This is a genomic window from Mesorhizobium sp. M6A.T.Cr.TU.014.01.1.1, from assembly GCF_004022765.1.
Taxonomy (GTDB): Bacteria; Pseudomonadota; Alphaproteobacteria; order Rhizobiales; family Rhizobiaceae; genus Mesorhizobium; species Mesorhizobium mediterraneum.
In genome coordinates this window covers 340,617-361,783 of sequence record NZ_RZPG01000002.1, presented here as the reverse complement: position 1 = coordinate 361,783, position 21,167 = coordinate 340,617, and the positions used below count along the sequence as shown (strand labels likewise).

Genomic DNA, 21,167 nt, shown 5'->3' with positions numbered 1-21,167 from the left:
TCGCCGGCCATCGGCCAGCGGCGACCAGTACGCACGTTCGTGCAGGATCGGCTCAGGCAGCGGACGGTTCAGCCGCCTCTGGCTTGCGGCCAAGCACCTCTTCCACAATCCCACGGGCGATCTCGCGCTCACCCATGATCACGGTGTCGGCTCCGAGCCCTTTGAGATGCTCGACCTCGGCATCGGAATGGGCGCGGGCAATGACGTTGATCTTCGGGTTGGCGGCGCGGGCCCGCAGCACGATCTGTCCCGCCTCGAAGGCATTGGGGATGGCGAGGATCAGCAGCTTCGCACCCTCGGGATTGGCAGCGGCGAACACCTCGCTATTCGCGGCGTTGCCGGACACGGTCTCGATGCCGTCGTCCCTGAGCTTCGCCAGCGTCTTGTCGGCATCCTCGATGACGAGGAAGGGCAGGGCGGTCTCCTTCAATGACGCGCCGACGAGGCTGCCGACACGGCCATAGCCGACCAGGATGGAATGGCCGGTAAGCGCTGTCTTGGGCGGTGGGCCGTCCTCTTTCACAGGTGCCGCAACCGACGCCAACTGGCCTGGCTCCGTCGCGGGGCCAATCGGCTTTGCCTCGCCGAGCGGCGCCGTCTTGCCGGCGCGCCTTTCCAGCCATGGTTTCATCCAGTCGATGGCAAGGAACATCAGCGGGTTGAGGACGATCGACAAGATAGCACCCGCGAGGATGAGGTCGCGTCCTTGTTCTGGCAGCAGCTTCAGCCCGACGCCGAGCTCAGCCAGAATGAACGAGAATTCGCCGATCTGGGCAAGACTTGCCGAAATCATCAGCGCGGTCGGGATCGGATAGCGGAAGGCGACGACGATGGCGAAGGCGGCCAACGATTTACCGATGACGATGATGGCCAGTGTCGCCAGGACCGGCCAGCCATTGCTGATCAGGCTGAGCGGGTCGAACAGCATGCCGACCGAAACGAAGAACAGCACGGAAAAGGCGTCGCGCAGCGGCAGTGATTCCTCGGCCGCCCGATGGCTGAGTTCGGATTCACTCATGATCATGCCAGCGAAGAACGCGCCCAGCGCCAGCGACACGCCGAATAGCTTGGCCGCGCCGAAGGCGACGCCGAGCGCGATGGCAAGCACCGCCAGCCGGAACAATTCCCGCGACCCGGTATGGGCGACGTAGTGCAGAATCCAGGGGATGACACGGCGGCCGACCACCAGCATAACGACGACAAAGGCCGCGACCTTGGCCAGCGTGACGCCAACGACGCCCCAAATGCCGTAGCTGGCCGGCAGCGACAGCAGGCTGCTATGGGCCTCCACTTGCTGCTGGCCGCCCAGCACGCCAGCCAACGCCGGCAAAAGCACCAGCGCCAGCACCATCGCCAGGTCCTCGACGATCAGCCAGCCGACGGCGATGCGGCCGCGCTCGGTCTCGATCAGCCGCCGTTCCTGCAAGGCACGCAACAGCACCACGGTCGAGGCGACAGAAAGCGCCAGCCCGAACACCAGTCCAGCGCCCATCGACCAGCCGAGCATCCAGGCAAGAATGGCGCCGAGCGCTGTCGCGAAGCCGATCTGCACGATGGCGCCGGGCACGGCGATGGCGCGGACCGACAACAGATCCTTCAACGAGAAGTGCAGGCCGACGCCGAACATCAACAGGATCACGCCGATTTCGGCGAGTTCATTGGCAAGGCCGGCATCGGCGACGAAGCCCGGCGTGTTCGGCCCGACCAGCACGCCGGCGATGAGGTAACCAACCAGCGGCGGGATGCGGAAGCGATTGGCAATTGCGCCGAAGACGAAAGCCAGCCCCAGACCGGCGACGATGGTGGCGATAAGGGGCGTGTCATGCGGCATGGTCTATGGAGCGCCTTTCAAAAATCACGATGTCGGATATGCGTCGCCAAAAAGTCGCCGCTTTGGCAATATGGGGGCTCGGGTGGCCGCGAGGCAACCCATAATGCCATGAAATCGATGACAAGAATGGCAGAAGGCAAGCCGCCTCGAGGCTGGCATGGTTGCTGCAAAAGAGAAACGGCTAGCGCGCCTGATGCCAGCGATCAGGCCGCCTGCAGCAGGTTCTCGATGTCGACGATGGTGTGGTTGGTCAGTGTCTTCGGAATTTCCACTGTGATCTTCTCGGCAACTTCCTTGTGCAGTTTTCGGCGGATGTCGCCCAGCACCTGCGGCGGTGCGATCAGCACCATTTCCTTGAAGGCGCCGCGGTGCGCAAGCTTGTACAGCCGCTCGGCAATTTCGTCGGCGAAACGCTCCTTGCCGAGACGATGCCAGTCAGTGTCCTCGACTGCGCTGCGGTGGACGGAAGGGCCGTCGCTGTAGCGGCCGGGGCGGTCCGAACCCTGCTCTCGCGTCGCCGGATTTGCCTGTTCCATCTCCTGCACGACCTGGAGGTCGGGATATTGGGTGTCGCCACGGTTCTCGAGGAACAGCGCCTTCTCGCCGTCGGCCACCACGATCCACAGTCCGCGTTTCAGCTTGAGGTTGTTCACGGAGCGCTCCTTTTTTCTGTTTTTCATGGTTTTCTAGGCCCGTCTCTGGAGCCATTGCCGCAGCTGGACAGCCAGGCTCGGATTCGCAGGGCAAACGCGCGTCGAGGCAGGAATGTTCCGATGACGACAAGAACAGCGAGCGGGCCAACCAACCAATGAGGATGACGGTGTTTCGCGCATGTCGGCTTTAATCTACTAAATTGGTAGAATTTAGAAAAAATTGTTTTGCGATGCACCTCGCTTGCCGCTAGAACGGCCGCAGATCAAGGCCCGCAACAGCGGCTTGGATCCGCTCCATTCGTGGGTGTGGAATTTTTTTCTCCTGCCTTTGGTGCTTGCAGAAAAGCGATTGCTTCGCACGAAGCGATGCGCGAGTGCTTTCCTTCTGCTTTTTCGCTCCCGCGCGTAGAACTGACGGCGTATTCAGGATTCCACTCGCCATGCCGCAGGCCACATCCAAGCTCAACGCCTTTCCCGTCTTCATGCGGGTCGAGGGCGAAGCCGTGGCCATTGTCGGCGGCGGCGAGGAGGCTCTGGCCAAGGCGCGGCTGATCGGCCAGTCGAGCGCGCTGCTGCGCATCATAGCCGATGCCGCCGAGCCCGAGTTGCTGGCCTTCATCGCCGCGACCGGCGCCATCCACATCGCTGCCGCCTATGATGCCGCGCATCTCGAAGGCGCGGTGATGGTGTTTGCCGCCAGCGGCAATGAGGCGCTCGACCGTCGCGTTGCCGAGGATGCGCGCCGGCTGGGCATTCCGGTCAATGCCGTCGACCGGCCGGAGCTGTGCGATTTCTTCACTCCGGCGCTGGTCAACCGCGCGCCTGTCGCCATTGCAATCGGCACGGAAGGGGCCGGCCCGGTGCTTGCCCAAATGCTGCGCAGCCGCATCGACCGCATGCTGTCGCCGTCGCTCGGGCCGCTTGCTTCGCTTGCTGCCTCGTTGCGCGGCACCGCCGAGAGATTGCTGCCGAAAGGCAATGCCCGCCGCCGCTTCTGGAGCGACTTTTTCGGCGGCTCGCCGGCCCGCGCCATGGCGGCCGGCCAGCTTTCGCAGGCGCATGATGCCGCCGTCGATCTGTTGCTTTCGAATGCGCCGGCATCGGGCCATGTTGCCTTGGTGGGGGCTGGTCCGGGCGCCGAAGACCTGCTGACGCTGCGCGCTCACCGCCTGCTGATGGAAGCCGACGTCATCGTCCATGATGCGCTGGTGCCGGAGGCGATCGTCGCCATGGGCCGCCGCGACGCCGAGCGCCTGCCGGTAGGCAAACGCAAGGGCTGCCACACCAAGAGCCAGGCCGAGATCAACGCGCTGCTGATCGAACTCGGCCGCGACGGCAAGCGCGTCGTGCGGCTGAAGTCCGGTGATCCGCTGGTGTTCGGGCGGGCGGGCGAGGAAATGGCAGCGCTGCGCGATGCCGGCGTCGCCTATGAGGTGGTTCCGGGCGTCACCGCGGCCTTCGCCGCCGCCGCTGATTTCGAGTTGCCGCTGACGCTGCGCGGCGTGTCGTCGTCGATGGTGTTCACCACCGGCCACGACCTCAAGGGAAATTCGTTGCCCGACTGGGCAAAGCTCGCCATTTCCGGCGCCACCGTCGCCGTCTATATGGGCCGCTCGGTCGCGGCCGAGGTTGCCGGCCGGCTGATCGAGGCTGGCCTGTCGCCGGATACGGCGGTCGCGGTGGTCGAGAATGCCAGCCTTGCCAACCGCCGCCGTTTCCACGGCACGCTCGCCGACCTGCCGTCGCTGGAGGTCCGCGCCGACCTTACCGGGCCGGTCATGACGATCATCGGCGATGCGGTCGCCGGCGCCAACTTTGAACGTTCCGAGCCGCTCGCGACACACAGGCATGAAGGCGCGGCCCAAACGGCCGTCGAAGGAGCTGAACGATGAAAGTTCTGACCGCAAACCGCCTCGCCGATGGCGAAGCCGTCTGGTACGCCAATGGCGGCTGGGCCGAGACCATCGACCATGCCGACGTCGCCCATGACAAGGGGGCTGAAGACCGGCTGGAGGCGATCGGCGCCACGGCCTATGCCAACAACGAAGTGGTCGACGTCAATCTGATCGACGTGACCGTCGCCAATGGCGTGGTCGAGCCGGTCCGGCTGCGTGAAAAGATCCGCGCCGCCGGCCCGACCAACCGCAACGACCTAGGCAAGCAGGCGCGCCCGGAAGCCGCTCGGGCGGCGTAAACGACCACATTGATGAAACGGGCGAACGCGCCCGGAAAGACCAGACATGTACCGTTACGATGAGTTCGATCACGATTTCGTCCAGGCCCGCGTCGCCGAGTTCAGCGACCAGGTCGCGCGGCGGCTTGCCGGTGAGATCACCGAGGATCAGTTCCGGCCGCTGAGGTTGATGAATGGCGTTTACCTGCAATTGCACGCCTATATGCTGCGCATCGCGGTGCCTTACGGCACGCTGAACAGCAAGCAGCTGCGCATGCTCGGCCATATCGCCCGCAAATACGACAAGGGCTACGGCCATTTCACGACGCGCCAGAACATCCAGTTCAACTGGCCGGCGCTGTCGGATATTCCGGCGATCCTGGCCGATCTGGCCAGCGTCGAGATGCACGCCATCCAGACCAGTGGCAATTGCATCCGCAACATCACCGCCGACCATTTCGCCGGCGCCGCCGCCGACGAAGTCGCCGATCCGCGCCCCTATGCGGAAATCCTGCGCCAATGGTCGTCGGTTCATCCGGAGTTCTCGTTCCTGCCGAGAAAATTCAAGATCGCGGTGACCGGCGCCGAGCGCGACCGCGCCGCCATCCAGACGCATGACATCGGCCTGCATTTGAAGAAGAACGCGGCCGGCGAACTCGGTTTCGCCGTCTATGTCGGCGGTGGCCAGGGCCGCACGCCGATGATCGCCAAGAAAATCCGCGACTTCCTGCCCGAGGCCGACCTTCTGTCCTACTGCACAGCGATCCTGCGCGTTTACAACCTCTACGGCCGCCGCGATAACAAATACAAGGCGCGCATCAAGATCCTCGTCCACGAAACCGGGGTCGAGGAGATCACCCGCCAGGTCGAGGCCGAATGGCAGGAGCTGAAGGATGCGGACCTGAAGCTGCCGGAAGCCGACATTCGCGCCATCGATGCCTATTTCGCGCCGCCGGCGCTGACGGACCGGCCGGAAGGCGACGAGGCGGTCAAGCTTGCCCGCCTCGATTCCAAGAGCTTTTCGGAATGGCTCGACCAGAACGTGGTGACCCACCGCCATCCCGATTATGCCGCCGTCACCATCTCGCTCAAGGGCATCGGCGAAGCGCCGGGCGATGCCTCCGACAGCCAGATGGAAGCGATCGCCGACCTTGCCGAAAAGTACGCCTTCGACGAGCTGCGCGTCAGCCACGAGCAGAATCTGATCCTGCCGCATGTTGCGCGCGCCGACCTCAAGGCGGTCTATGACGCTCTGGTTGACATCGGACTGGCGACGGCCAATTCAAACCTGATCACCGACATCATCTCCTGCCCTGGCCTCGATTATTGCGCGTTGGCCACGGCGCGCTCCATTCCGGTGGCACAGGAAATCTCGCTTCGTTTCGCTTCGCTTGATCGGCAGCGCGAGATCGGTGAATTGAAGCTGAAGATTTCCGGCTGCATCAACGCCTGCGGCCATCACCATGTCGGCCATATCGGCATCCTCGGCGTCGAGAAGAAGGGCGCCGAGCTCTATCAGGTCACGCTCGGCGGCTCGGCCGACGAGAACACATCGGTCGGCGAGATCATCGGCCGAGGCTTCTCGTCGGCAGAGATCACCGACGCCATCGAGCAGATCGTCGAGACCTATCTCGGCCTCCGGCTCGACAGAAACGAAAAATTCATCGACGCCTACCGCCGTGTCGGTCCCGCGCCGTTCAAGGAGGCGCTCTATGCTGGCGAAGCCAAGGCCGCTTGATCGTATCGTCGACGTAGAGGCCGGCATCGCTGCCGAAGCGGCGGGGCTCGATGTGCTCTATGGTCATCTGAAGCCGCTGGAGATCATCGAGCGGTCGGCCCAGGAATTCTTTTACGGTGAAATCGCCGCGGTTTCCTCCTTCGGCGCCGATTCAGCCGTGCTGCTGCACATGATCGCCAAGATCGACCGGACGCTGCCGATCATCTTCCTCGACACCGGCAAGCACTTCGAGGAGACGCTCGGCTATCGCGACGCGCTCGTTGCCGATTTCGGGCTGACCGATATAAGGGTGATCACGCCCGAAGAAGCGGCGCTCGAACGGATCGATCCGACCGGTAATCTGAACGAGACCGACACCGACGCCTGCTGCGATGTCCGCAAGGTCGAGCCGCTGGCGCGCGGCGTTGAGCCGTTCCGCGCCTGGTTCACCGGCCGCAAGCGTTTTCAGGCGACGACGCGGGCGGCGCTTCCGGTGTTCGAGGCGGTCGGCTCGCGCATCCGCATCAATCCGCTGGCGCATTGGACGACCGCTGACCAGGCCAACTACATGCGCGCCCATGCGCTGCGCGAAAACCCGCTGGTCGCCTATGGCTATCTCTCGATCGGCTGCTTCCCGTGCACGCAGCCGGTGCAGCCGGGTGAGGACGCGCGCAGCGGCCGCTGGGCAGGGCATGCCAAGACCGAGTGCGGCATCCATCTGTCGGGGCTGGAGAAGTCACTGACCGACGCGTCGCTTTAGGGTATGTTGATATTCAGGTGAGGTCGGCCTGCGAATGGCGGCTTCCTGCGCTTCCGGTGCTCACGTACCCAAAGTACGCTCCGCTCCGGTTCTCGGAAGCCACCATTCTCGGCTCGGCCTGACCTGAATCTCAACACACCCTCGGGCGTTTTGAACTTTAGAATTTTGTGGACTTGGGAATTTCTCGATGAGTGAATCGATAGCGGAAAACGCCACCCGCCTCTGGACCCCGACAGGTTTTAGCGAGGACGAGTGGAGCCATGCCGAGAGCGCCGACGCACTGTCCGGCAATGGCCGCTTCATCCTGCCGCTGCAGGTGTTTCTCGACCTCGACCCGGTGGTGCGCCGGTCGGCGAAGGAGCGCATCGGTGTCCTGCTTCAGCCCGGCGACCAGCTCGAAAAGATCGCCGACCTGCTCGACCAGACATCGCTGGTGGCGTTGGCCTTCCCGGCTTTCAGTGACGGCCGGTCTTTCTCCAAGGGCGAATTGCTGCGCAGCCGCCACCGTTTCGAGGGCGCGGTCCGCGCCACCGGGCAGGTTCTGGTCGATCAGCTACCGCATATGCTGCGCCTCGGCTTCGATGAGTTCGAGGTGTCGCATCCGGTGCTCTTGAAAAGGCTCGAGGCCGGCCGCACTGGCGGCCTGCCTCTGCACTATCAGCCGACCGAGAAGCCGGAGGCCAAAGGCCCCAAATATTCCTGGCGGCGCGTGCGCGCCGACTGATCGCCTGCGCCGGCCACGGCGAGATCCTGATGCGCGACGAACGCAAAGCGGCTTGAGTCGGCTCTTGGAAAACCGCCGCACTTAGAGCGGTTCAGCTTTTGATAGAATCGCCGAACCGCTCTAAGTATTTATTTTTACGCAATTCCGGACGGAAAACCGCTACGCACTTTTCCTGGAATTGCTCTAGGTGCGGCTGCGCGTTTTATGCAGTCATCCGCGCTTCGCGAAACGACACCAGCTTGCTGCGGCTCTCATCCCACAGTGCGAGCTTGACGCAGCGCAGGCTGTCGAGAAGCGTGACGCGGCCGATTTCGCGCAGTTCCGGATAGTCCCTCAGGACCTCCTGGAGCCGGTAGCACGGCACCTTGGCGGAGAGGTGATGCACGTGATGGACGCCGATATTGCCGGTGAACCAGTTCAGCACCGGCGGCAGGTCATAGTAGGACGAGCCGTGCAGCGCCGCATGCTGGAATTCCCATTCGGAATCCTTCGCCCACTCGGTCTCTTCGAACTGGTGCTGGACGTAGAACAGCCAGATGCCGGCGGAACCGGCGAGGACGACGATGGGCAAATGGACAACCAGGAACGCTTCGAGGCCGACGAACCAAATGAGGGCAGCGGCGGCAACCGCGATGGCCACATTGGTGGCCATTGAGGAAACCCAGGGCGTGAGGCCGCCTCGCATCATGCCGACCGGCAGTCGCTGCTCAAAGATGAAAAGCCAAATCGGGCCGAGGCCGAACATGACCAGCGGATGGCGATAGAGACGATAGGCAAGGCGGCCCCGCCAGGACATTTGCCGGTATTCGGCAACAGTCAGCGTCCTGATGTCGCCCGTGCCGCGCTCATCGAGATTGCCGGCGCTGGCGTGATGGGTTGCGTGGGCGCGTCGCCAGCAATCGTAGGGGGTCAAGGTCAGGATGCCCAGCCCGCGGCCGATCCAGTCGTCGGCAGTGCGGTTGGCGAAGAAGGAGCCGTGGCCGCAATCATGCTGGATCATGAAGATCCGCACCAGAAAGCCGGCGGCGGGTAGGATGAGGATCAGACCCCACCAATGACCATGGGCATAGGCAGCCGTGGACAGGGCCCACAGCGTGGCAAAGGGGATAAGTGTGATGGCAAGTTCGACGGCGCTGCGCCGCCTGTCAGGCGTCTTGTAGCGCGCCAGGATCTTCAACCAGGCACGTTTGCTGTTCGCCACAGCTTCGGGGGAAATCATGTTCATCAGGAAGCATAGACGGACCATACCGTCGCCGCAAGGCAGGGATCACGCCAAGTTACTGCGCGTAATTGTCGCGCGACGCGCAAGAGGCTGCATGTGGAAGGGCATGCTTGGTTCCGACGGCACGCGACGACAGGCGAATGTGCTCGTCTACCGCCGGCGGCCACCGGCGGCTACGCTGCTCTCGATACCGTCCAGGCGGTCGAGCAATTCCTTGAAACGATCGGGAATATCGTTCTCCATCCGAAACGCCGGCAACGCACGCAGAAAGCCCATCGTTGCCTCGGTGCCGAACTGGCGCCTGATGCCGGCCGCGAGCCTTTCACGTCTTTCATCATTATTGCGGTCGCCATTCTTGTTGCGGTCGCCGTTGTTGCGGGTCGTCATCTCAAAATCCTGTGTCGGCTTCGAAACTCTTCCAGCAGACGAATGGTTCCCCCATCGCAGCATCTTGGCAAGCAAAGCTAGCGGTTACAGTAAAATTTGAATTAATATCGAAAGGTCTTCATGATGCGTCGTCAAAGCGCGAGCGGCCTCTCCAGTATCGCTTGCCCCTTGATTTTTGGCCGCCAAACCTCGATATCGGGCACAAAATCCACATCATTCGAAATGACGGGAAACGGCGATGAGCGACCAGGCAAAAGACGAACGCGCGCCCGATGAAGCCGAGACGGTCGGGGCTGCCACCGAACACACGGAAGGCAGCGTCGACGGCGACTACGAAGCGCTTGTGCGGCTGTTGAAGGAAAACGACGAGTTGAAGGACCGCGCGCTCCGCGTCGCGGCCGAGATGGAGAATCTGCGCCGCCGTACCGCCCGCGACGTGCACGACGCGCGTGCCTATGCCGTTGCCAATTTCGCCCGTGACATGCTGTCGGTATCGGACAATCTGCGCCGCGCGCTGGACGCGATCCCAGCTGAGACCAAGGCGTCGGGCGATGCCGGCTTCAAGGCGCTGATCGAGGGCGTCGAGCTCACCGAGCGCGCCATGCTGTCGGCGCTGGAGCGGCACGGCGTGAAGAAGCTCGAGCCGGAAGGCGAGAAATTCGACCCGAATTTCCACCAGGCGATGTTCGAGGTGCCCAATCCAGAGGTGCCGGCCAACACGGTGGTCCAAGTCGTGCAGCCAGGCTATTCGATCGGTGAGCGGGTGCTGCGGCCGGCCATGGTCGGCGTTGCCAAGGGCGGCCCCAAGCATGTGGCTGGTGAAGCGCCGGTCGAGCCAGGGCCGGTGAATGAGCAGGCTGAGAAGGATGCTTAAATTAGACTAGGGGAGTAGGGGAATAGGGCAGTACGGGAGTAGGGAATAGCGCTACGCACGGCAAAGTAGAGCAATTGCCTACTCCGGCCGTTGCCTTCTCTCCCCCTACTCCCCTACTGCCTTATTCTCCTACTGCCCTACTCAGGCCGCGAAGCGCTGGGCTTCCCCGCCATAATAGCTGACGTAGCGGGCGCCGATCTCCTTGACCGGCATCACCACGAACACGTCGACCGTCGAGAATTCGCGGTCGATGACGCAGCCGTCGCCGATGCGCGCTCCGACGCGCAGATAGCCCTTGACCAGCGGTGGCATAGCCGCGATCGCGGCCTTGGCGTTGACCGCCTCGATCGGCATTAAATCCATGGAACAGTAGCGGCCGGCGACCGCGCGCACGTCCCAGGCCGAGTTCGTCCGGCAATGATTGGCGAGATAGGTCAGCGCTTCGGCGTGCGCCGCCGGCACGGTGCCTTGGAAAGAGGCGCAACCGGTCATCACGCCGATGCCGTAATGGTTGATATAGGCCCAAATGCCTTGCCAGAGCGCCTCGATGGTGCGCTTCGAGCGGTATTCCAGCAAGACGCAGGAGCGACCGAGCTCGAGGAAACGCTGGCCGGGGTGACGGGCGATAAGATTGGTCAGCTCGAATTCGCCCTCGGAATAGAAGCCGCCGGCCGCTGCCGCGATTTCCTGCCGCAGCAGGCGGTACGTGCCGACAATGCGGCGGTGCTCGGGACCCGACAGCGAGGTGTCGAAGACGAGCAAATGATCACAAAGCGGATCGAAATGATCAGCATCGCGGCGGTCCTGCGCCTGGAACAGGTTCTTCCTGGCGCCAAGCTCGTCGTAGAAAACCCGGTAGCGCACTTCCTGCGCGGCAGCGATCTCGGCCTCGTTGCGGGCGAGCCGCACTTCGAGGTTGCCTATGCGGCCGAGCGCTTCGCCTTTTATGACGGCATCGACGTTCCGCCCGGTGAGCAAAGCACCGCTGGCGTTCGGCCGAGCGTCACATTCCGGCATAACTGTATGCACGAGTGATTCTCCTTCGAGCCATCCCTCTTGGCACGGGGATACGGTGTAGGTGCAACAGGATTGTGACAGTACCGTGATACGGCGTTGCCGGCAATACTTCGTCGGCTGGGTAATCCTTCAACCGGCTATGTTACGCCGGGAAACTTGGTAGGACAGCTCGGCGGATCACGCCGCCACCTGGCCTTCGACCGCATGGACAAGCGCGTCGGGGTCGAGCGGCTTGGTGACGAAGCCGCTGGCGCCATGGGCAAGCACGGCGTGGCGGGTCTTTTCCTGACTATCCGCCGACAGCACCATGATCGGAACCGGCGGCACGGCGGTTTCCTCCTCGTGGCGGCGGATTGCGGCGATGGCGTCCAGCCCGTCCATGACAGGCATGTGCAGGTCCATCAGCACCACGTCGAAGCGGTGCTTGTGGCCGGTGCCAGTGACGGCCTCGACGGCGGCCTTGCCGTTGCCGACCACTTTCACGCGGTGCCCGGCCTTCAGCAGCGTGGCCCGGGCAAGCATGGCGTTGATGTCGTTGTCCTCGGCGATCAGCACGGACAGGCCCTGCCGGCGGCCGGCGATGGCGCGGACGGATGGCGCGCCGCGCTTTTCCGCCTGTGGCTGGGTGAGGGCGGGTACGCTGCTGGTCAAAAGCACGCGCAGCAACGTCTCGCCACGCACCGGCCTTGCCAGGAAGGTGGAGTAGCCGCTGGCGCGGAACTCGCCCAACATGCCGCGATCGGTCGGTGCGATCAGCGTGATCGCCTCGCAATCGGCAAAGCCGCTCTGGCGAAGGCGCTTGAGCAACCTGCCGTCGCTGTCCTCCATGGCCGCGTCGACCAGAAGCACGTCGCAGCCTTCGGCGAAGGGTTCTGCCTGGGCGGCGGTCGCGGCCAGATCGACCATGCCGCCATTGGCGCGGATGGTGCGAGCGATGGCGTCGGCCTCGATGGCGTTCTTCGACAGGATCACGGCGCGCCGGCCAGACAGCGCATTCTGGCGCATCTGCGGTGCTTCGATGGCCGATATTACGGGGATTTCGAAAACGAATTCGGAACCTTGGCCGAGCCGGCTCGACACCGAAATCGTGCCGCCCATGGCGGTCACCAGGCGCTTGGAGATGGCAAGACCGAGACCGGCGCCACCATGCGCGCGGGTTGACGAGCCATCGACCTGTTCGAATTCCTCGAAAATGCGCTCCAGGTCGTCCTCGCTGAGGCCGGGACCGGTGTCGGTGACGCTGAAGCGTATGCGATCGGTGGTTTCGGTGCGGGCACGGGCGACGGTCACCAGCACGCCGCCGCTGTCGGTGAACTTGATGGCATTGCCGATCAGGTTGAGCAGCACCTGCCTGACTCTTCCCGGATCGGCTGATATCATTTGCGGCACGTCGGGCTCGACATGGCAGCCAACGCCGATATTCTTGGCGAAGGCGCGCGCCGCTAGGAGCTCGATGATGTTGTCGGCGATCTCGCGCACGGACATTGGCTGCGGTTCGGGATCGAAGCGGCCAGCCTCGATCTTGGAATAGTCGAGCAGATCCTCGATCAGCGCCAGCAGCGCGCTGGCCGAGGTCGATACGGCGCCGACATAGGTCCGTTGTTCAGGCGAGAGATTGGTGTCCGCCAGCAGCCTGGCCATGCCCATGATGCCGTTCATCGGCGTGCGGATCTCGTGGCTGACGGTGGCGAGGAAGCGCGATTTGGCCTGGCTCGCATATTCGGCTCGCTCACGGGCGGTGATCAGCGACGATTCTGCGTGCTTGCGGGCGGTAATGTCGCGGGCGATGGCGCGATGCGAGACGGCGCCGCTCTCCTTGTCGCGCACGGACAGTTCGATCCATGAGAACCAGCGCGGGCCGCTCGGCATGTTAATGGCGACGTCGGTGGAACTCAGGCATTCGTGGTCGGAAAAGGCGGCATCGGGAACGATGCCGACGTCGATGCCGAGCTCGGCCAGAGTCCTGCCGGCAAGGTCGCGCTGGTCGCTTCCGACAAGATCGGCGAAAACCTTGTTGGCATAGACGATGTGGCCGTCACGGTCGCGGTGGACGACGAGATCGCCAAGCGCGTCGATCAGCCCGCGAAAGCGTTCCTCGCTCTCCTGCATCTCCCACATGCGGTCGGCCAGGGTCTCGACCTCGGCGCGGCTGCGAGCTGCGGTCTCGCCAAGGAGGGCAACGGCGCGACGATCCGTGCGCCTGGCACGCAAATGCACGGCAAGACCGGCCATGCCAGTCGCCAAAAGCCCGACGGTGATGAAGATCGGCGCTCCGGTCAGATGCGACAGGCCTGCCAGCACGACGATGGCGACGAGCGTCAGGAACGGCAGGCCTTCACGATTGGCAGCGGGCAGTTCGGGCGCTAGTGGCGGCGCTGCAATATGCTGCCGCCTTGGCGCCTCCGGGCCGATCCCATCGACGCTTTCGGCGCTCTCCGTTTCTCTGATGCCGGATTCCGTGACCATGCGAAATCCTTGCCAGACAGAGATTATGGAAAATTGCGGCCGATCGTTCGAATTTTATCGGTCGCGCGGTTTTTGCCTTCCTTTCTTGCAAAAACGGCAGACGACGGAACTCACATGTCCACCACCACGCGGCCACGGATCTTGCCGTCGACGATGTCGTGCGCGGCGTGGATGATGCCGTCGAAGCCAATGGTCGTGGACAGGCTGGCGAGTTTCTGGAGGTCGAGGTCCGTGCCGATGCGGCGCCACGCCTCCATGCGGACCGCTTTTGGCGCCATCACCGAATCGATGCCGAGCAGACAAACGCCGCGCAGGATGAACGGGGCGACGCTCGCCGGCAGATCCATGCCGCTGGCCAGGCCGCAGGCGGCGACGGCGCCGCCATAGGAGGTCATCGAAAGGACGTTGGCCAGCGTATGACTGCCGACCGCATCGACGCCGCCGGCCCAGCGTTCCTTGGCGAGCGGCTTTGCCGGCTGGGCAAGCTCGTCGCGCGAAATCACTTCCGCAGCACCCAGGTCGATCAGATAGGGGCTTTCAGCGCTGCGGCCGGTCGAGGCGATGACGTGATAGCCGAGGCTGGACAGGATCGAGACCGCGACCGAGCCGACGCCGCCGGCCGCGCCCGTCACCACCACCGGACCGCGATCGGGCACGATGCCGTGCCGTTCCAGCGCCATGACGCAAAGCATGGCGGTGTAGCCGGCGGTGCCGATCGCCATGGCATCATGCGGGCTCATGCCCTGAGGCAGCGGCACCAGCCAGTCGCCCTTGACACGGGCGCGCTCGGCATAGGCGCCAAAATGCGTTTCGCCGACGCCCCAGCCGTTCAATATGACCTTGTCCCCCTTGCGCCAGTCGGCATGGGAGGACGAGATGACGGTGCCGGCGAAATCGATGCCCGGCACCAGCGGCCAACGGCGGATCACCGGGGCCTTGCCTGATATGGCGAGGCCATCCTTATAGTTCACCGTCGTCGCCTCGACGGCGACGGTGACATCGCCTTCCATCAGGTCGGCTTCGGTGAGGTCGGTCACCGCGACCGACTGTTTCTTCTCGGCGTCGCGCGAAACGAGGATGGCTTTGAAGGTTTCGGGCATGTCTTCTCCTCGGGCTTCTCGAATGGGCACTGTATGGCGGCGGAAGGCCAGGTCAATCGCTTGAGGGCTTGGCCTCGCGCCGCCACCCGATGAGTTCGTCGAAGACGACCAGCACCGCGCCGACCGCGATGAAGGCGTCGGCGAGGTTGAAGATGGCGAAGGACCACACCGGGGTGTGGAACAGGATGTAGTCGATCACGTGACCATAGGTAGCGCGGTCGAACAGATTGCCGAGCGCGCCGCCGACGATCAGCGCAAAGCCGATGCGGGTCAGCACGTGGCCGGGCGGAGTGCGGGCCGCGAGATAGAGCACGAAAGCGACGACGAAAGTGGCGATGACCACCAGGCCGGTGTCGCCGAAGGACGAAAACATCGAGAAGGCAATGCCGGTGTTGTAGGTGCGATACAATGCCAGGAACGGCACAAGATCGACCTTTTCCTGAAAGGCGAGGCTGGTCTCGACCAGGTATTTCACCCATTGGTCGAGCGCTATCGCGGCGGCAACCAGCAGCACGTAGGGGAGCCATGATTTTGCCGTTTGGGATTTCACCATTTGGGATGTCACGGTTTGGCGTCCTCCGAGGCAAGTTTCAGCGCGCCGCGCCGGATCTCGAACAGCATGACGCCGGTGGCTACCGCGAGATTGAGCGAATCGGCGCGGCCGGCCTGTGGAATCCGCAGCAACCTGTCGCAGCTTTCGGCCAGGCGGTCGGGCAGGCCCTGCTGTTCGTTGCCCATCATCAGCAGCACCGGGCCTTTGGAAAAATCGACCGAACGGTAGTCAACGGCACCCTTCAGATGCGTGCCGGCAACGAGGCCAGGAAAGCTTTTTCGCCACGCGAGGAAGGTTTCCGGCGTCGCCTTGGCGACCGGCACCGCGAAGATCGAGCCCATGGTGGCGCGCACGGTTTCGACGGAAAAAGGATCGGTGGTCTCGCCGACCAGGATGATGCCCTTGGCGCCGACGGCATCGACGGTGCGGATGACGGTGCCGAGATTGCCGGGATCGCGCACGCGATCGAGCGCCACCCAGACATCGCTGTCTTGAGCGCGGATGTCTTTCAGCGGCAGGAACTTCTGCGAAAAGACGCCGACCACCATTTGCGGGTTGTCGCGACGGGTGATGGCGACGAGCACTTTTTCCGAAACTTCGAGCACGGTGCCGCCGGCGGCGACCGTGCGCGCCGCGACCTTTTCGACTGCCGCATTGCCGCGTCCGGCCTTGGCGAAGACCAGCGTCCGGATCGCCCAGCCGAGGTCGAGCGCGTCGATGACCAGCTTCAGCCCCTCGGCCATGAAGGCGTTCTGCTGGTCGCGGAATTTCTTCAGCGCCAGCGCTTTGATGTCCTTGACCAGCGGATTGGCGAGGCTGGTGACCTCTTTCACCTGTCCGGGCGCGCCTGCATGCCGCTCGCTCATTGTCAGGCCACCCAGCGCGAGAACAGCGAGGTCGACAGCGCCCGGCCGGCGGATTTCTCGCGGATGATCAGCTCGCCGGATTCGACCGTGCCGCCCATGCCTGCGAAAGTGTCGCGCATCAAGGCATGGATGGCGAAGAAGGAAGCGCGGATCGAATAGGCGGTCAGCACCACAGCAATCGGCTTCGGCGTCAGGATCGAGCGGCAGAGGTCGGTCAGATCAGGCAGATCCTCGAACAACTGCCAGACCTCGCCCTTGGGGCCACGGCCATAGGCGGGCGGATCGAACAGGACGATGTCGTAGCGGCTGCCGCGGCGCTCCTCTCGCTCAGCGAATTTCATGGCATCGTCGACGATCCAGCGGATCGGCTTTTGCGACAGGCCCGCCATCTCCTGGTTCTCCCTGGCCCAGCCGATCGCCTTCTTGGACGCATCGACATGGGTCACCTCGGCGCCGGCACGCGCCGCCACCAGTGAGGCAAGGCCGGTATAGCCGAACAGATTCAGCACCTTGACCGGTCGCTTTGCCGCCGCGATCAGCCCGGCCATGTGGTCCCAGTGCGAGGCCTGCTCGGGGAACACGCCGACATGGCGAAACGAGGTGAAGCGGCCGAGATAATCGATGCCGTCATGCTTCATCGGCCAGGTCTCGCCGAGCGGCGTCCTCGGGAAGCGCCAGCGGCCGATGCCTTCCTCGTCGGTGTCGCCGGTGAAAATGGCGTCGGCGCGGTCCCAGTCCTTGGCCGGCAACGCTTTTTGCCAGATCGCCTGGCCTTCGGGCCGGACGATGCGATAGGGACCGTACTGCTCGAGCTTTTGCCCGGCGCCGCTGTCGAGAAGCGCATAGTCGGCGTTGGGCGCCACTTCGAGGATCAGCGGCAGGTGTTCGACCGGCAGGGCGCCGTCGCGGCGCGAAAGGACGCGCGGCGTGGGCTTCGGAACAGACCGATCGTCCGGTTTTGTGCCGGTTCCGCGCGGCTGTTCCGCCCCGCCCTTTGCGGGCTGATGCGAGCGGCTGTCGCGGCGTTTGTCGCGAAAAGGTTTCAAAAAGAGCATCTCCGGGGCGACTTGGCCCGCTTCTGCCACAGCACATTCACCGGTGCAACAAACGCGGTCGCTGGAGATTTCCGAAACGATCAGCCGCGCTTGATCCAAAGCAGGGCGATAACCAACGATACGAAACCGACGGCCTTGAAGCCGGCGACGACCATATGGCCGGTTTCCCAGCGCCGCCGGATCGCTTCGAAGTTTTCCGGGATCGGTCCAGGCACCCAGGTGGCTAAAACATCGTTCGCCGGTTTGACGAGAGCGGACCACGTCGCAAGAGACACAGCAAAGAGCACGGCGGCGGCCAAGGCGAACCAGAACGCCGGACGGTCGTTGCGCAGCATCCATGCGAGAAGTGCCGGGCAGGCGATCGCTGCCACATCAAGCGGCGCGCCAATCACGGCAAACAGCTGGAACTGGGCGTTGAAGACAGTCGTCTCGCGCCAGAGAGAAGGCGGCCACTTCAGCCGAGGAGCCGATTCCAGGACATGGGCGAAGGATGGTCCAAGGCTGAGCGCCGCGACGACAGCGGCCAAGATGGACCAGAACAACAGGAACCCGCGTATCTCCATAACGTCCGAACAACGGCGTGACGCCGGAGACGTTCCCGTCCGAACGGGAGTAGGGGAATAGGGGAATAAGGGAGTAGGGGAATAAGGGAATAAGGGAATAAGCGAGTAATGGAATAGGGAAAGTATGACTAGCACGAAGCCGTACGGTTGGTATGGCTCCCTACTCCCCTACTCCCCTACTCCCCTACTCTTGAGCGTCTTGTACACGGCAATGCCGGCGGCGAGGTCTTCAAGGGCCGCGCCGACCGATTTGAACAGCGTGATCTCACCGGGGCTCTGCCGGCCCTTCTTCTGGCCGCGCGCCAGTTCATGCAGATCGGCGACGATGGCTTGCGCCTTCAGCACGCCCGAGGCCAGTGGTTGGACGATGTCGCCCGCCTCCTTGGTGGCGCCGGCCCGGGTATCGACATAGACGCGGGCACGCGCAATTGCATCGTCGTCGCTCTCGCGCATATCAGGCGTGAAGCCGCCGACCAGATCGACATGGGTTCCCGGCTTCAACAGCGCGCCCTTGATCAGCGGTGTGGTCGTGATCGTCGCCGACGAAACGATGTCGGCCTGGCCGAGTTCGGCGTCGAGATCGCTCGCGGCGGTGGCCGCAAAACCCTCGGCGCGCAATTTCGCCGCGACCTTTTCGGCATTGGCCGGCGTGCGGTTCCAGATGCGGATCGTCGTGATCGGCCGCACCGCCGAATGCGCCTTGGCGAGGAACGGCGACAGCGCGCCGGCGCCGACCACCAGCAGCCGTGAAGCGTCCTCGCAGGCCAGATAGGAGGCGGCCAGCGCCGAGGCGCAGGCCGTGCGCCACTGCGTCAGCCGCTGGCCGTCAATCATGGCTTCGGGCTCGCCCGTCGCGCCGTCGAGCAAGAGGTAAAGCCCCATCACCGCCGGTTTGCCTACGGCGTTGTTGTCGGGCGACACCGTGACGATCTTGACGCCGATATGGCCGTCTGCCGAAGTGCCGGCCGCATTGAAGTCGGTCCAGGCCGGCATCAGGAGCAGGGTCGAGGCCGCGCCGTCGGGCCGTTCGACTGTATGATGATGCCTGACCGGTTGCACCGCGCCATCGCGAAAGGCCGCGCGCAGCGTCTCGACCAGTCCGGGAAAGGTCAGTGCATGGTCGACCTCGGCCGCCGAAATGGTCAGCATGGGGAAACTCCACAGAGAGAAATACGCCTCGGCATGACCACGAAAATCGGAACCGATTTTCGGAAAAGATCATGCGCAAATCACATGGAACAGCGCCCTTTGCGCGTCAAAAAAAGACGCGCGGCGCTGTATTGGCTCAGCTCGTCGGCTTCGGCAAGGCCGGGCCCTGTGGTGCAGCCGGTGCGCGGCTGACCGCCTGGCGCAGGTTCTCGGCTTCGACACCGCGCTGGCGCGCCAGCTTGCGATAGCGGCCCTGCTTGACCCAGGTTGCCAGGCTGCCGACGATCATACCGATGGCGAGAGCCAGGAACAGGAAGATGAAAAGCGGCAGCGTCATCGTCAGCGCCGGATTGCCGGGATTGAACGGGTCCAGGGTGAAGGCAACCGGATCGCGGTTGGCGACCGCCAGCGCAATCAGGATGACGGCCAGCGGCACGAAGACCACGATGAGCATGAAGCGATTGAACATGGAATTTCCTGTCGAAGGCGGGCTCTACCGAGGGCCGGGCCCTACTGAAAAGGCCGGCGCGTGACCCGCGCGGCGCCTATTTGCCGCTGTTCAGCCTTTCACGCAATTCCTTGCCGGTCTTGAAGAACGGCACCCATTTCTCCTCGACCTCGACGGATTCGCCGGTCCGCGGATTGCGGCCGGTGCGGGCGGGGCGGTTTTTCACCGAGAAAGCGCCGAAACCGCGCAGCTCGACCCGGTTGCCTTCGGCAAGCGCGTCGGTGATCTCGTCGAAAATCGCGCCGACAATGTTTTCGACGTCGCGCAGAAAAAGGTGCGGGTTGCGTGTGGCGATGATCTGCACAAGTTCGGATTTGATCATGAGAAGGCTCCCCGTGAAAACACTGTGGTCAAAATTATGAGGATGATTTTATTTGCTTTTTCACTCGTCTCAAGGGTGCCAGACGGAAACGAGACCGTCAAGAAACAAGCGGTCGGCACCAAGTTCGTGGATGATGTCACCGCCATAGTCGGGCAGGCCGAGCGCACTGCCGATGGTTCGCGCCATCGCCTTGGAGAACAGGAAGCCGCCGCTTTCGGTATCCTTCCACTCCACCACCTTGAGCTTGGCATCGACGCCCTTGGTTGCGAGCCAGTCGATCGCTTCGGTCTCGCCGCCGACCGCGTCGATCAATTTATTGGCAAGAGCCTGCCGGCCGGTGAAGATCGAGCCGTCGGCCAGCGCCAGCGCCTCCGGCTTGGTCATGTTGCGGCGTTCGGCGACGATGCCGACGAACCAGTCGTAGCTGTCCAGGATGAGCTTGCGGACCATTGTGCGCTCGTCGTCATTGGTCGGCTTGAAGGGCGATGGCGAGGCTTTCAACGGCGACGATTTCACTTCCTCGAGCTTGATGCCGAGCTTGTCCATAAGGCCGCTGACGTCCGGATACTGGATCAGCACGCCGATCGAGCCGACGATCGACGATTTGCGCGCGACGATATGATCGGCTCCGGTGGCGATCATATAGCCCGCCGATGCGGCCAGCGTGCCGACTTCGGCCACGACCGGCTTCTCGGCGGCCAGCTTGCGCACTTCCTCGTAAATCGATTCGCCCCCGACGGTGGTGCCGCCCGGTGAATCGATCGACAGGATCACAGCTTTCACCCTCGATGATTGACGGATGTCATCCAGCCGTTTGATCAGGTCTTCGTCTTCGGTGATGGTGCCCTCGATCTTGACCTTGGCGATATGGTCGACCGCCGTGCCGGTGAAGTCGTCACCGTAGATCCAGGTCGAAAGGGCAATCAGCCCGGCCGCTGCGACAACAAGCGCTGTGACGCGCCAGAATGTCAGCTTGCGGCGCAAGCGGCGGCGGTCGATCAGGTCGTCGGCTCTCAGTGCCATGGTCAGCCTCATAGTCGGTGGGAGCAGATGCTTTTAAAGCAACCATCCGCGCCCGGCTACCGATTCCTGACGAGCTCGCTCCAAAGACAGGGTGTCGACGTTCGCGAGCCGGCGTTTCAAGTGACATCAAGACCAATCCACAGGCCCTAACGCTGTCCCGCTGTATCTGGTATGACGTGCAAGTTGTGGCGGTTTCATTTTCGT

At 63.5% G+C, this 21,167-nt stretch carries 21 protein-coding genes; 6 read left to right on the top strand and 15 right to left on the bottom strand.

The genetic code is table 11. The features are described from left to right. Window positions 1-52: 52 nt before the first annotated feature. Both ybaL and EN885_RS04240 read right to left on the bottom strand, forming a co-directional pair. Window positions 53-1,831, bottom strand: a complete 1,779-nt coding sequence (gene ybaL / locus EN885_RS04245; protein ID WP_128243612.1) for a YbaL family putative K(+) efflux transporter — start codon at window positions 1,829-1,831, stop codon at window positions 53-55. Between the two features lie 203 nt (window positions 1,832-2,034). Continuing rightward, window positions 2,035-2,484, bottom strand: a complete 450-nt coding sequence (locus EN885_RS04240) for a host attachment family protein (RefSeq protein ID WP_128243611.1) — start codon at window positions 2,482-2,484, stop codon at window positions 2,035-2,037. Between the two features lie 440 nt (window positions 2,485-2,924). On the opposite strand from EN885_RS04240, the gene cysG reads away from it, so the two are divergent. From cysG to EN885_RS04215, 5 genes are all read left to right on the top strand, one after another. Beyond that, window positions 2,925-4,376, top strand: coding sequence for a siroheme synthase CysG (gene cysG / locus EN885_RS04235; RefSeq protein ID WP_128335160.1), 1,452 nt, complete (start codon window positions 2,925-2,927; stop codon window positions 4,374-4,376). Continuing rightward, window positions 4,373-4,678, top strand: a complete 306-nt coding sequence (locus EN885_RS04230; RefSeq protein WP_095488360.1) for a DUF2849 domain-containing protein — start codon at window positions 4,373-4,375, stop codon at window positions 4,676-4,678. Before cysG ends, EN885_RS04230 begins: the two co-directional genes overlap by 4 nt. A gap of 46 nt (window positions 4,679-4,724) precedes the next feature. After that, a complete protein-coding gene (locus EN885_RS04225; RefSeq protein ID WP_128243610.1) occupies window positions 4,725-6,395 on the top strand; it encodes a nitrite/sulfite reductase in 1,671 nt (556 codons plus the stop codon). Next, entirely contained in the window at window positions 6,370-7,134 is a 765-nt protein-coding gene (locus EN885_RS04220; RefSeq protein WP_128243609.1) for a phosphoadenylyl-sulfate reductase, read from the top strand. Before EN885_RS04225 ends, EN885_RS04220 begins: the two co-directional genes overlap by 26 nt. 187 nt (window positions 7,135-7,321) lie before the next feature. Beyond that, on the top strand, window positions 7,322-7,858 hold the full coding sequence (locus EN885_RS04215; protein ID WP_095488366.1) for a DUF934 domain-containing protein: 537 nt from the start codon (window positions 7,322-7,324) through the stop codon (window positions 7,856-7,858). 202 nt (window positions 7,859-8,060) lie between these two features. Here the strand turns inward: EN885_RS04215 and EN885_RS04210 are convergent, their stop codons facing one another. Further along, window positions 8,061-9,083, bottom strand: a complete 1,023-nt coding sequence (locus EN885_RS04210; protein ID WP_095488368.1) for a fatty acid desaturase — start codon at window positions 9,081-9,083, stop codon at window positions 8,061-8,063. A gap of 147 nt (window positions 9,084-9,230) precedes the next feature. Then, window positions 9,231-9,467, bottom strand: coding sequence for a hypothetical protein (locus EN885_RS04205; protein ID WP_095488370.1), 237 nt, complete (start codon window positions 9,465-9,467; stop codon window positions 9,231-9,233). Window positions 9,468-9,705: 238 nt separating this feature from the next. Between EN885_RS04205 and grpE the strand changes: the two genes are divergently transcribed. Next, entirely contained in the window at window positions 9,706-10,341 is a 636-nt protein-coding gene (grpE, locus tag EN885_RS04200) for a nucleotide exchange factor GrpE (RefSeq protein WP_095488372.1), read from the top strand. Between the two features lie 141 nt (window positions 10,342-10,482). Here grpE and EN885_RS04195 read toward each other — a convergent pair whose 3' ends face one another. The 11 genes from EN885_RS04195 to sppA form a co-directional block, all read right to left on the bottom strand. After that, on the bottom strand, window positions 10,483-11,358 hold the full coding sequence (locus EN885_RS04195) for a GNAT family N-acetyltransferase (protein WP_164897784.1): 876 nt from the start codon (window positions 11,356-11,358) through the stop codon (window positions 10,483-10,485). 177 nt (window positions 11,359-11,535) lie between these two features. Beyond that, window positions 11,536-13,824: a PAS domain-containing hybrid sensor histidine kinase/response regulator gene (locus EN885_RS04190; RefSeq protein WP_128243607.1), complete on the bottom strand. Its 2,289-nt coding sequence runs from the start codon at window positions 13,822-13,824 to the stop codon at window positions 11,536-11,538. A 110-nt stretch (window positions 13,825-13,934) separates the two neighbouring features. Continuing rightward, window positions 13,935-14,924 (bottom strand): MDR family oxidoreductase, encoded by a 990-nt coding sequence (locus EN885_RS04185; protein WP_128243606.1) that lies wholly within the window; start codon window positions 14,922-14,924, stop codon window positions 13,935-13,937. A gap of 52 nt (window positions 14,925-14,976) precedes the next feature. Continuing rightward, window positions 14,977-15,477: a signal peptidase II gene (gene lspA / locus EN885_RS04180; protein ID WP_128243605.1), complete on the bottom strand. Its 501-nt coding sequence runs from the start codon at window positions 15,475-15,477 to the stop codon at window positions 14,977-14,979. A gap of 8 nt (window positions 15,478-15,485) precedes the next feature. Continuing rightward, complete coding sequence (locus EN885_RS04175) at window positions 15,486-16,343, bottom strand: RNA methyltransferase (protein WP_128243604.1); 858 nt, start codon at window positions 16,341-16,343, stop codon at window positions 15,486-15,488. 2 nt (window positions 16,344-16,345) lie between these two features. Then, window positions 16,346-17,389, bottom strand: a complete 1,044-nt coding sequence (locus tag EN885_RS04170; protein WP_128243603.1) for a class I SAM-dependent rRNA methyltransferase — start codon at window positions 17,387-17,389, stop codon at window positions 16,346-16,348. A gap of 89 nt (window positions 17,390-17,478) precedes the next feature. After that, on the bottom strand, window positions 17,479-17,961 hold the full coding sequence (locus tag EN885_RS04165) for a DUF1772 domain-containing protein (protein WP_128243602.1): 483 nt from the start codon (window positions 17,959-17,961) through the stop codon (window positions 17,479-17,481). Between the two features lie 168 nt (window positions 17,962-18,129). Beyond that, the gene (locus EN885_RS04160; RefSeq protein WP_128244236.1) at window positions 18,130-19,110 is read right to left on the bottom strand and encodes an ornithine cyclodeaminase family protein; all 981 of its coding nucleotides are present in this window, start codon (window positions 19,108-19,110) and stop codon (window positions 18,130-18,132) included. A 136-nt stretch (window positions 19,111-19,246) separates the two neighbouring features. Beyond that, complete coding sequence (locus EN885_RS04155; protein ID WP_095488390.1) at window positions 19,247-19,579, bottom strand: LapA family protein; 333 nt, start codon at window positions 19,577-19,579, stop codon at window positions 19,247-19,249. Between the two features lie 76 nt (window positions 19,580-19,655). Next, entirely contained in the window at window positions 19,656-19,940 is a 285-nt protein-coding gene (locus EN885_RS04150) for an integration host factor subunit beta (protein WP_023797441.1), read from the bottom strand. A 69-nt stretch (window positions 19,941-20,009) separates the two neighbouring features. After that, complete coding sequence (gene sppA, locus EN885_RS04145; RefSeq protein WP_127295441.1) at window positions 20,010-20,963, bottom strand: signal peptide peptidase SppA; 954 nt, start codon at window positions 20,961-20,963, stop codon at window positions 20,010-20,012. Between the last annotated feature and the right edge of the window lie 204 nt (window positions 20,964-21,167).

What these genes read in the sequence shown, in the direction of transcription:
- ybaL (WP_128243612.1), bottom strand. Translation starts at nt 1,831, where the DNA reads ATGCCGCATGACACGCCCCTTATCGCCACCATCGTCGCCGGTCTGGGG.
- cysG (WP_128335160.1), top strand. Translation starts at nt 2,925, where the DNA reads ATGCCGCAGGCCACATCCAAGCTCAACGCCTTTCCCGTCTTCATGCGG.
- EN885_RS04230 (WP_095488360.1), top strand. Translation starts at nt 4,373, where the DNA reads ATGAAAGTTCTGACCGCAAACCGCCTCGCCGATGGCGAAGCCGTCTGG.
- EN885_RS04225 (WP_128243610.1), top strand. Translation starts at nt 4,725, where the DNA reads ATGTACCGTTACGATGAGTTCGATCACGATTTCGTCCAGGCCCGCGTC.
- EN885_RS04220 (WP_128243609.1), top strand. Translation starts at nt 6,370, where the DNA reads ATGCTGGCGAAGCCAAGGCCGCTTGATCGTATCGTCGACGTAGAGGCC.
- EN885_RS04215 (WP_095488366.1), top strand. Translation starts at nt 7,322, where the DNA reads ATGAGTGAATCGATAGCGGAAAACGCCACCCGCCTCTGGACCCCGACA.
- EN885_RS04210 (WP_095488368.1), bottom strand. Translation starts at nt 9,083, where the DNA reads ATGAACATGATTTCCCCCGAAGCTGTGGCGAACAGCAAACGTGCCTGG.
- EN885_RS04205 (WP_095488370.1), bottom strand. Translation starts at nt 9,467, where the DNA reads ATGACGACCCGCAACAACGGCGACCGCAACAAGAATGGCGACCGCAAT.
- grpE (WP_095488372.1), top strand. Translation starts at nt 9,706, where the DNA reads ATGAGCGACCAGGCAAAAGACGAACGCGCGCCCGATGAAGCCGAGACG.
- EN885_RS04195 (WP_164897784.1), bottom strand. Translation starts at nt 11,358, where the DNA reads ATGCCGGAATGTGACGCTCGGCCGAACGCCAGCGGTGCTTTGCTCACC.
- EN885_RS04190 (WP_128243607.1), bottom strand. Translation starts at nt 13,824, where the DNA reads ATGGTCACGGAATCCGGCATCAGAGAAACGGAGAGCGCCGAAAGCGTC.
- EN885_RS04185 (WP_128243606.1), bottom strand. Translation starts at nt 14,924, where the DNA reads ATGCCCGAAACCTTCAAAGCCATCCTCGTTTCGCGCGACGCCGAGAAG.
- lspA (WP_128243605.1), bottom strand. Translation starts at nt 15,477, where the DNA reads ATGGTGAAATCCCAAACGGCAAAATCATGGCTCCCCTACGTGCTGCTG.
- EN885_RS04175 (WP_128243604.1), bottom strand. Translation starts at nt 16,343, where the DNA reads ATGAGCGAGCGGCATGCAGGCGCGCCCGGACAGGTGAAAGAGGTCACC.
- EN885_RS04165 (WP_128243602.1), bottom strand. Translation starts at nt 17,961, where the DNA reads ATGGAGATACGCGGGTTCCTGTTGTTCTGGTCCATCTTGGCCGCTGTC.
- EN885_RS04160 (WP_128244236.1), bottom strand. Translation starts at nt 19,110, where the DNA reads ATGCTGACCATTTCGGCGGCCGAGGTCGACCATGCACTGACCTTTCCC.
- EN885_RS04155 (WP_095488390.1), bottom strand. Translation starts at nt 19,579, where the DNA reads ATGTTCAATCGCTTCATGCTCATCGTGGTCTTCGTGCCGCTGGCCGTC.
- EN885_RS04150 (WP_023797441.1), bottom strand. Translation starts at nt 19,940, where the DNA reads ATGATCAAATCCGAACTTGTGCAGATCATCGCCACACGCAACCCGCAC.
- sppA (WP_127295441.1), bottom strand. Translation starts at nt 20,963, where the DNA reads ATGGCACTGAGAGCCGACGACCTGATCGACCGCCGCCGCTTGCGCCGC.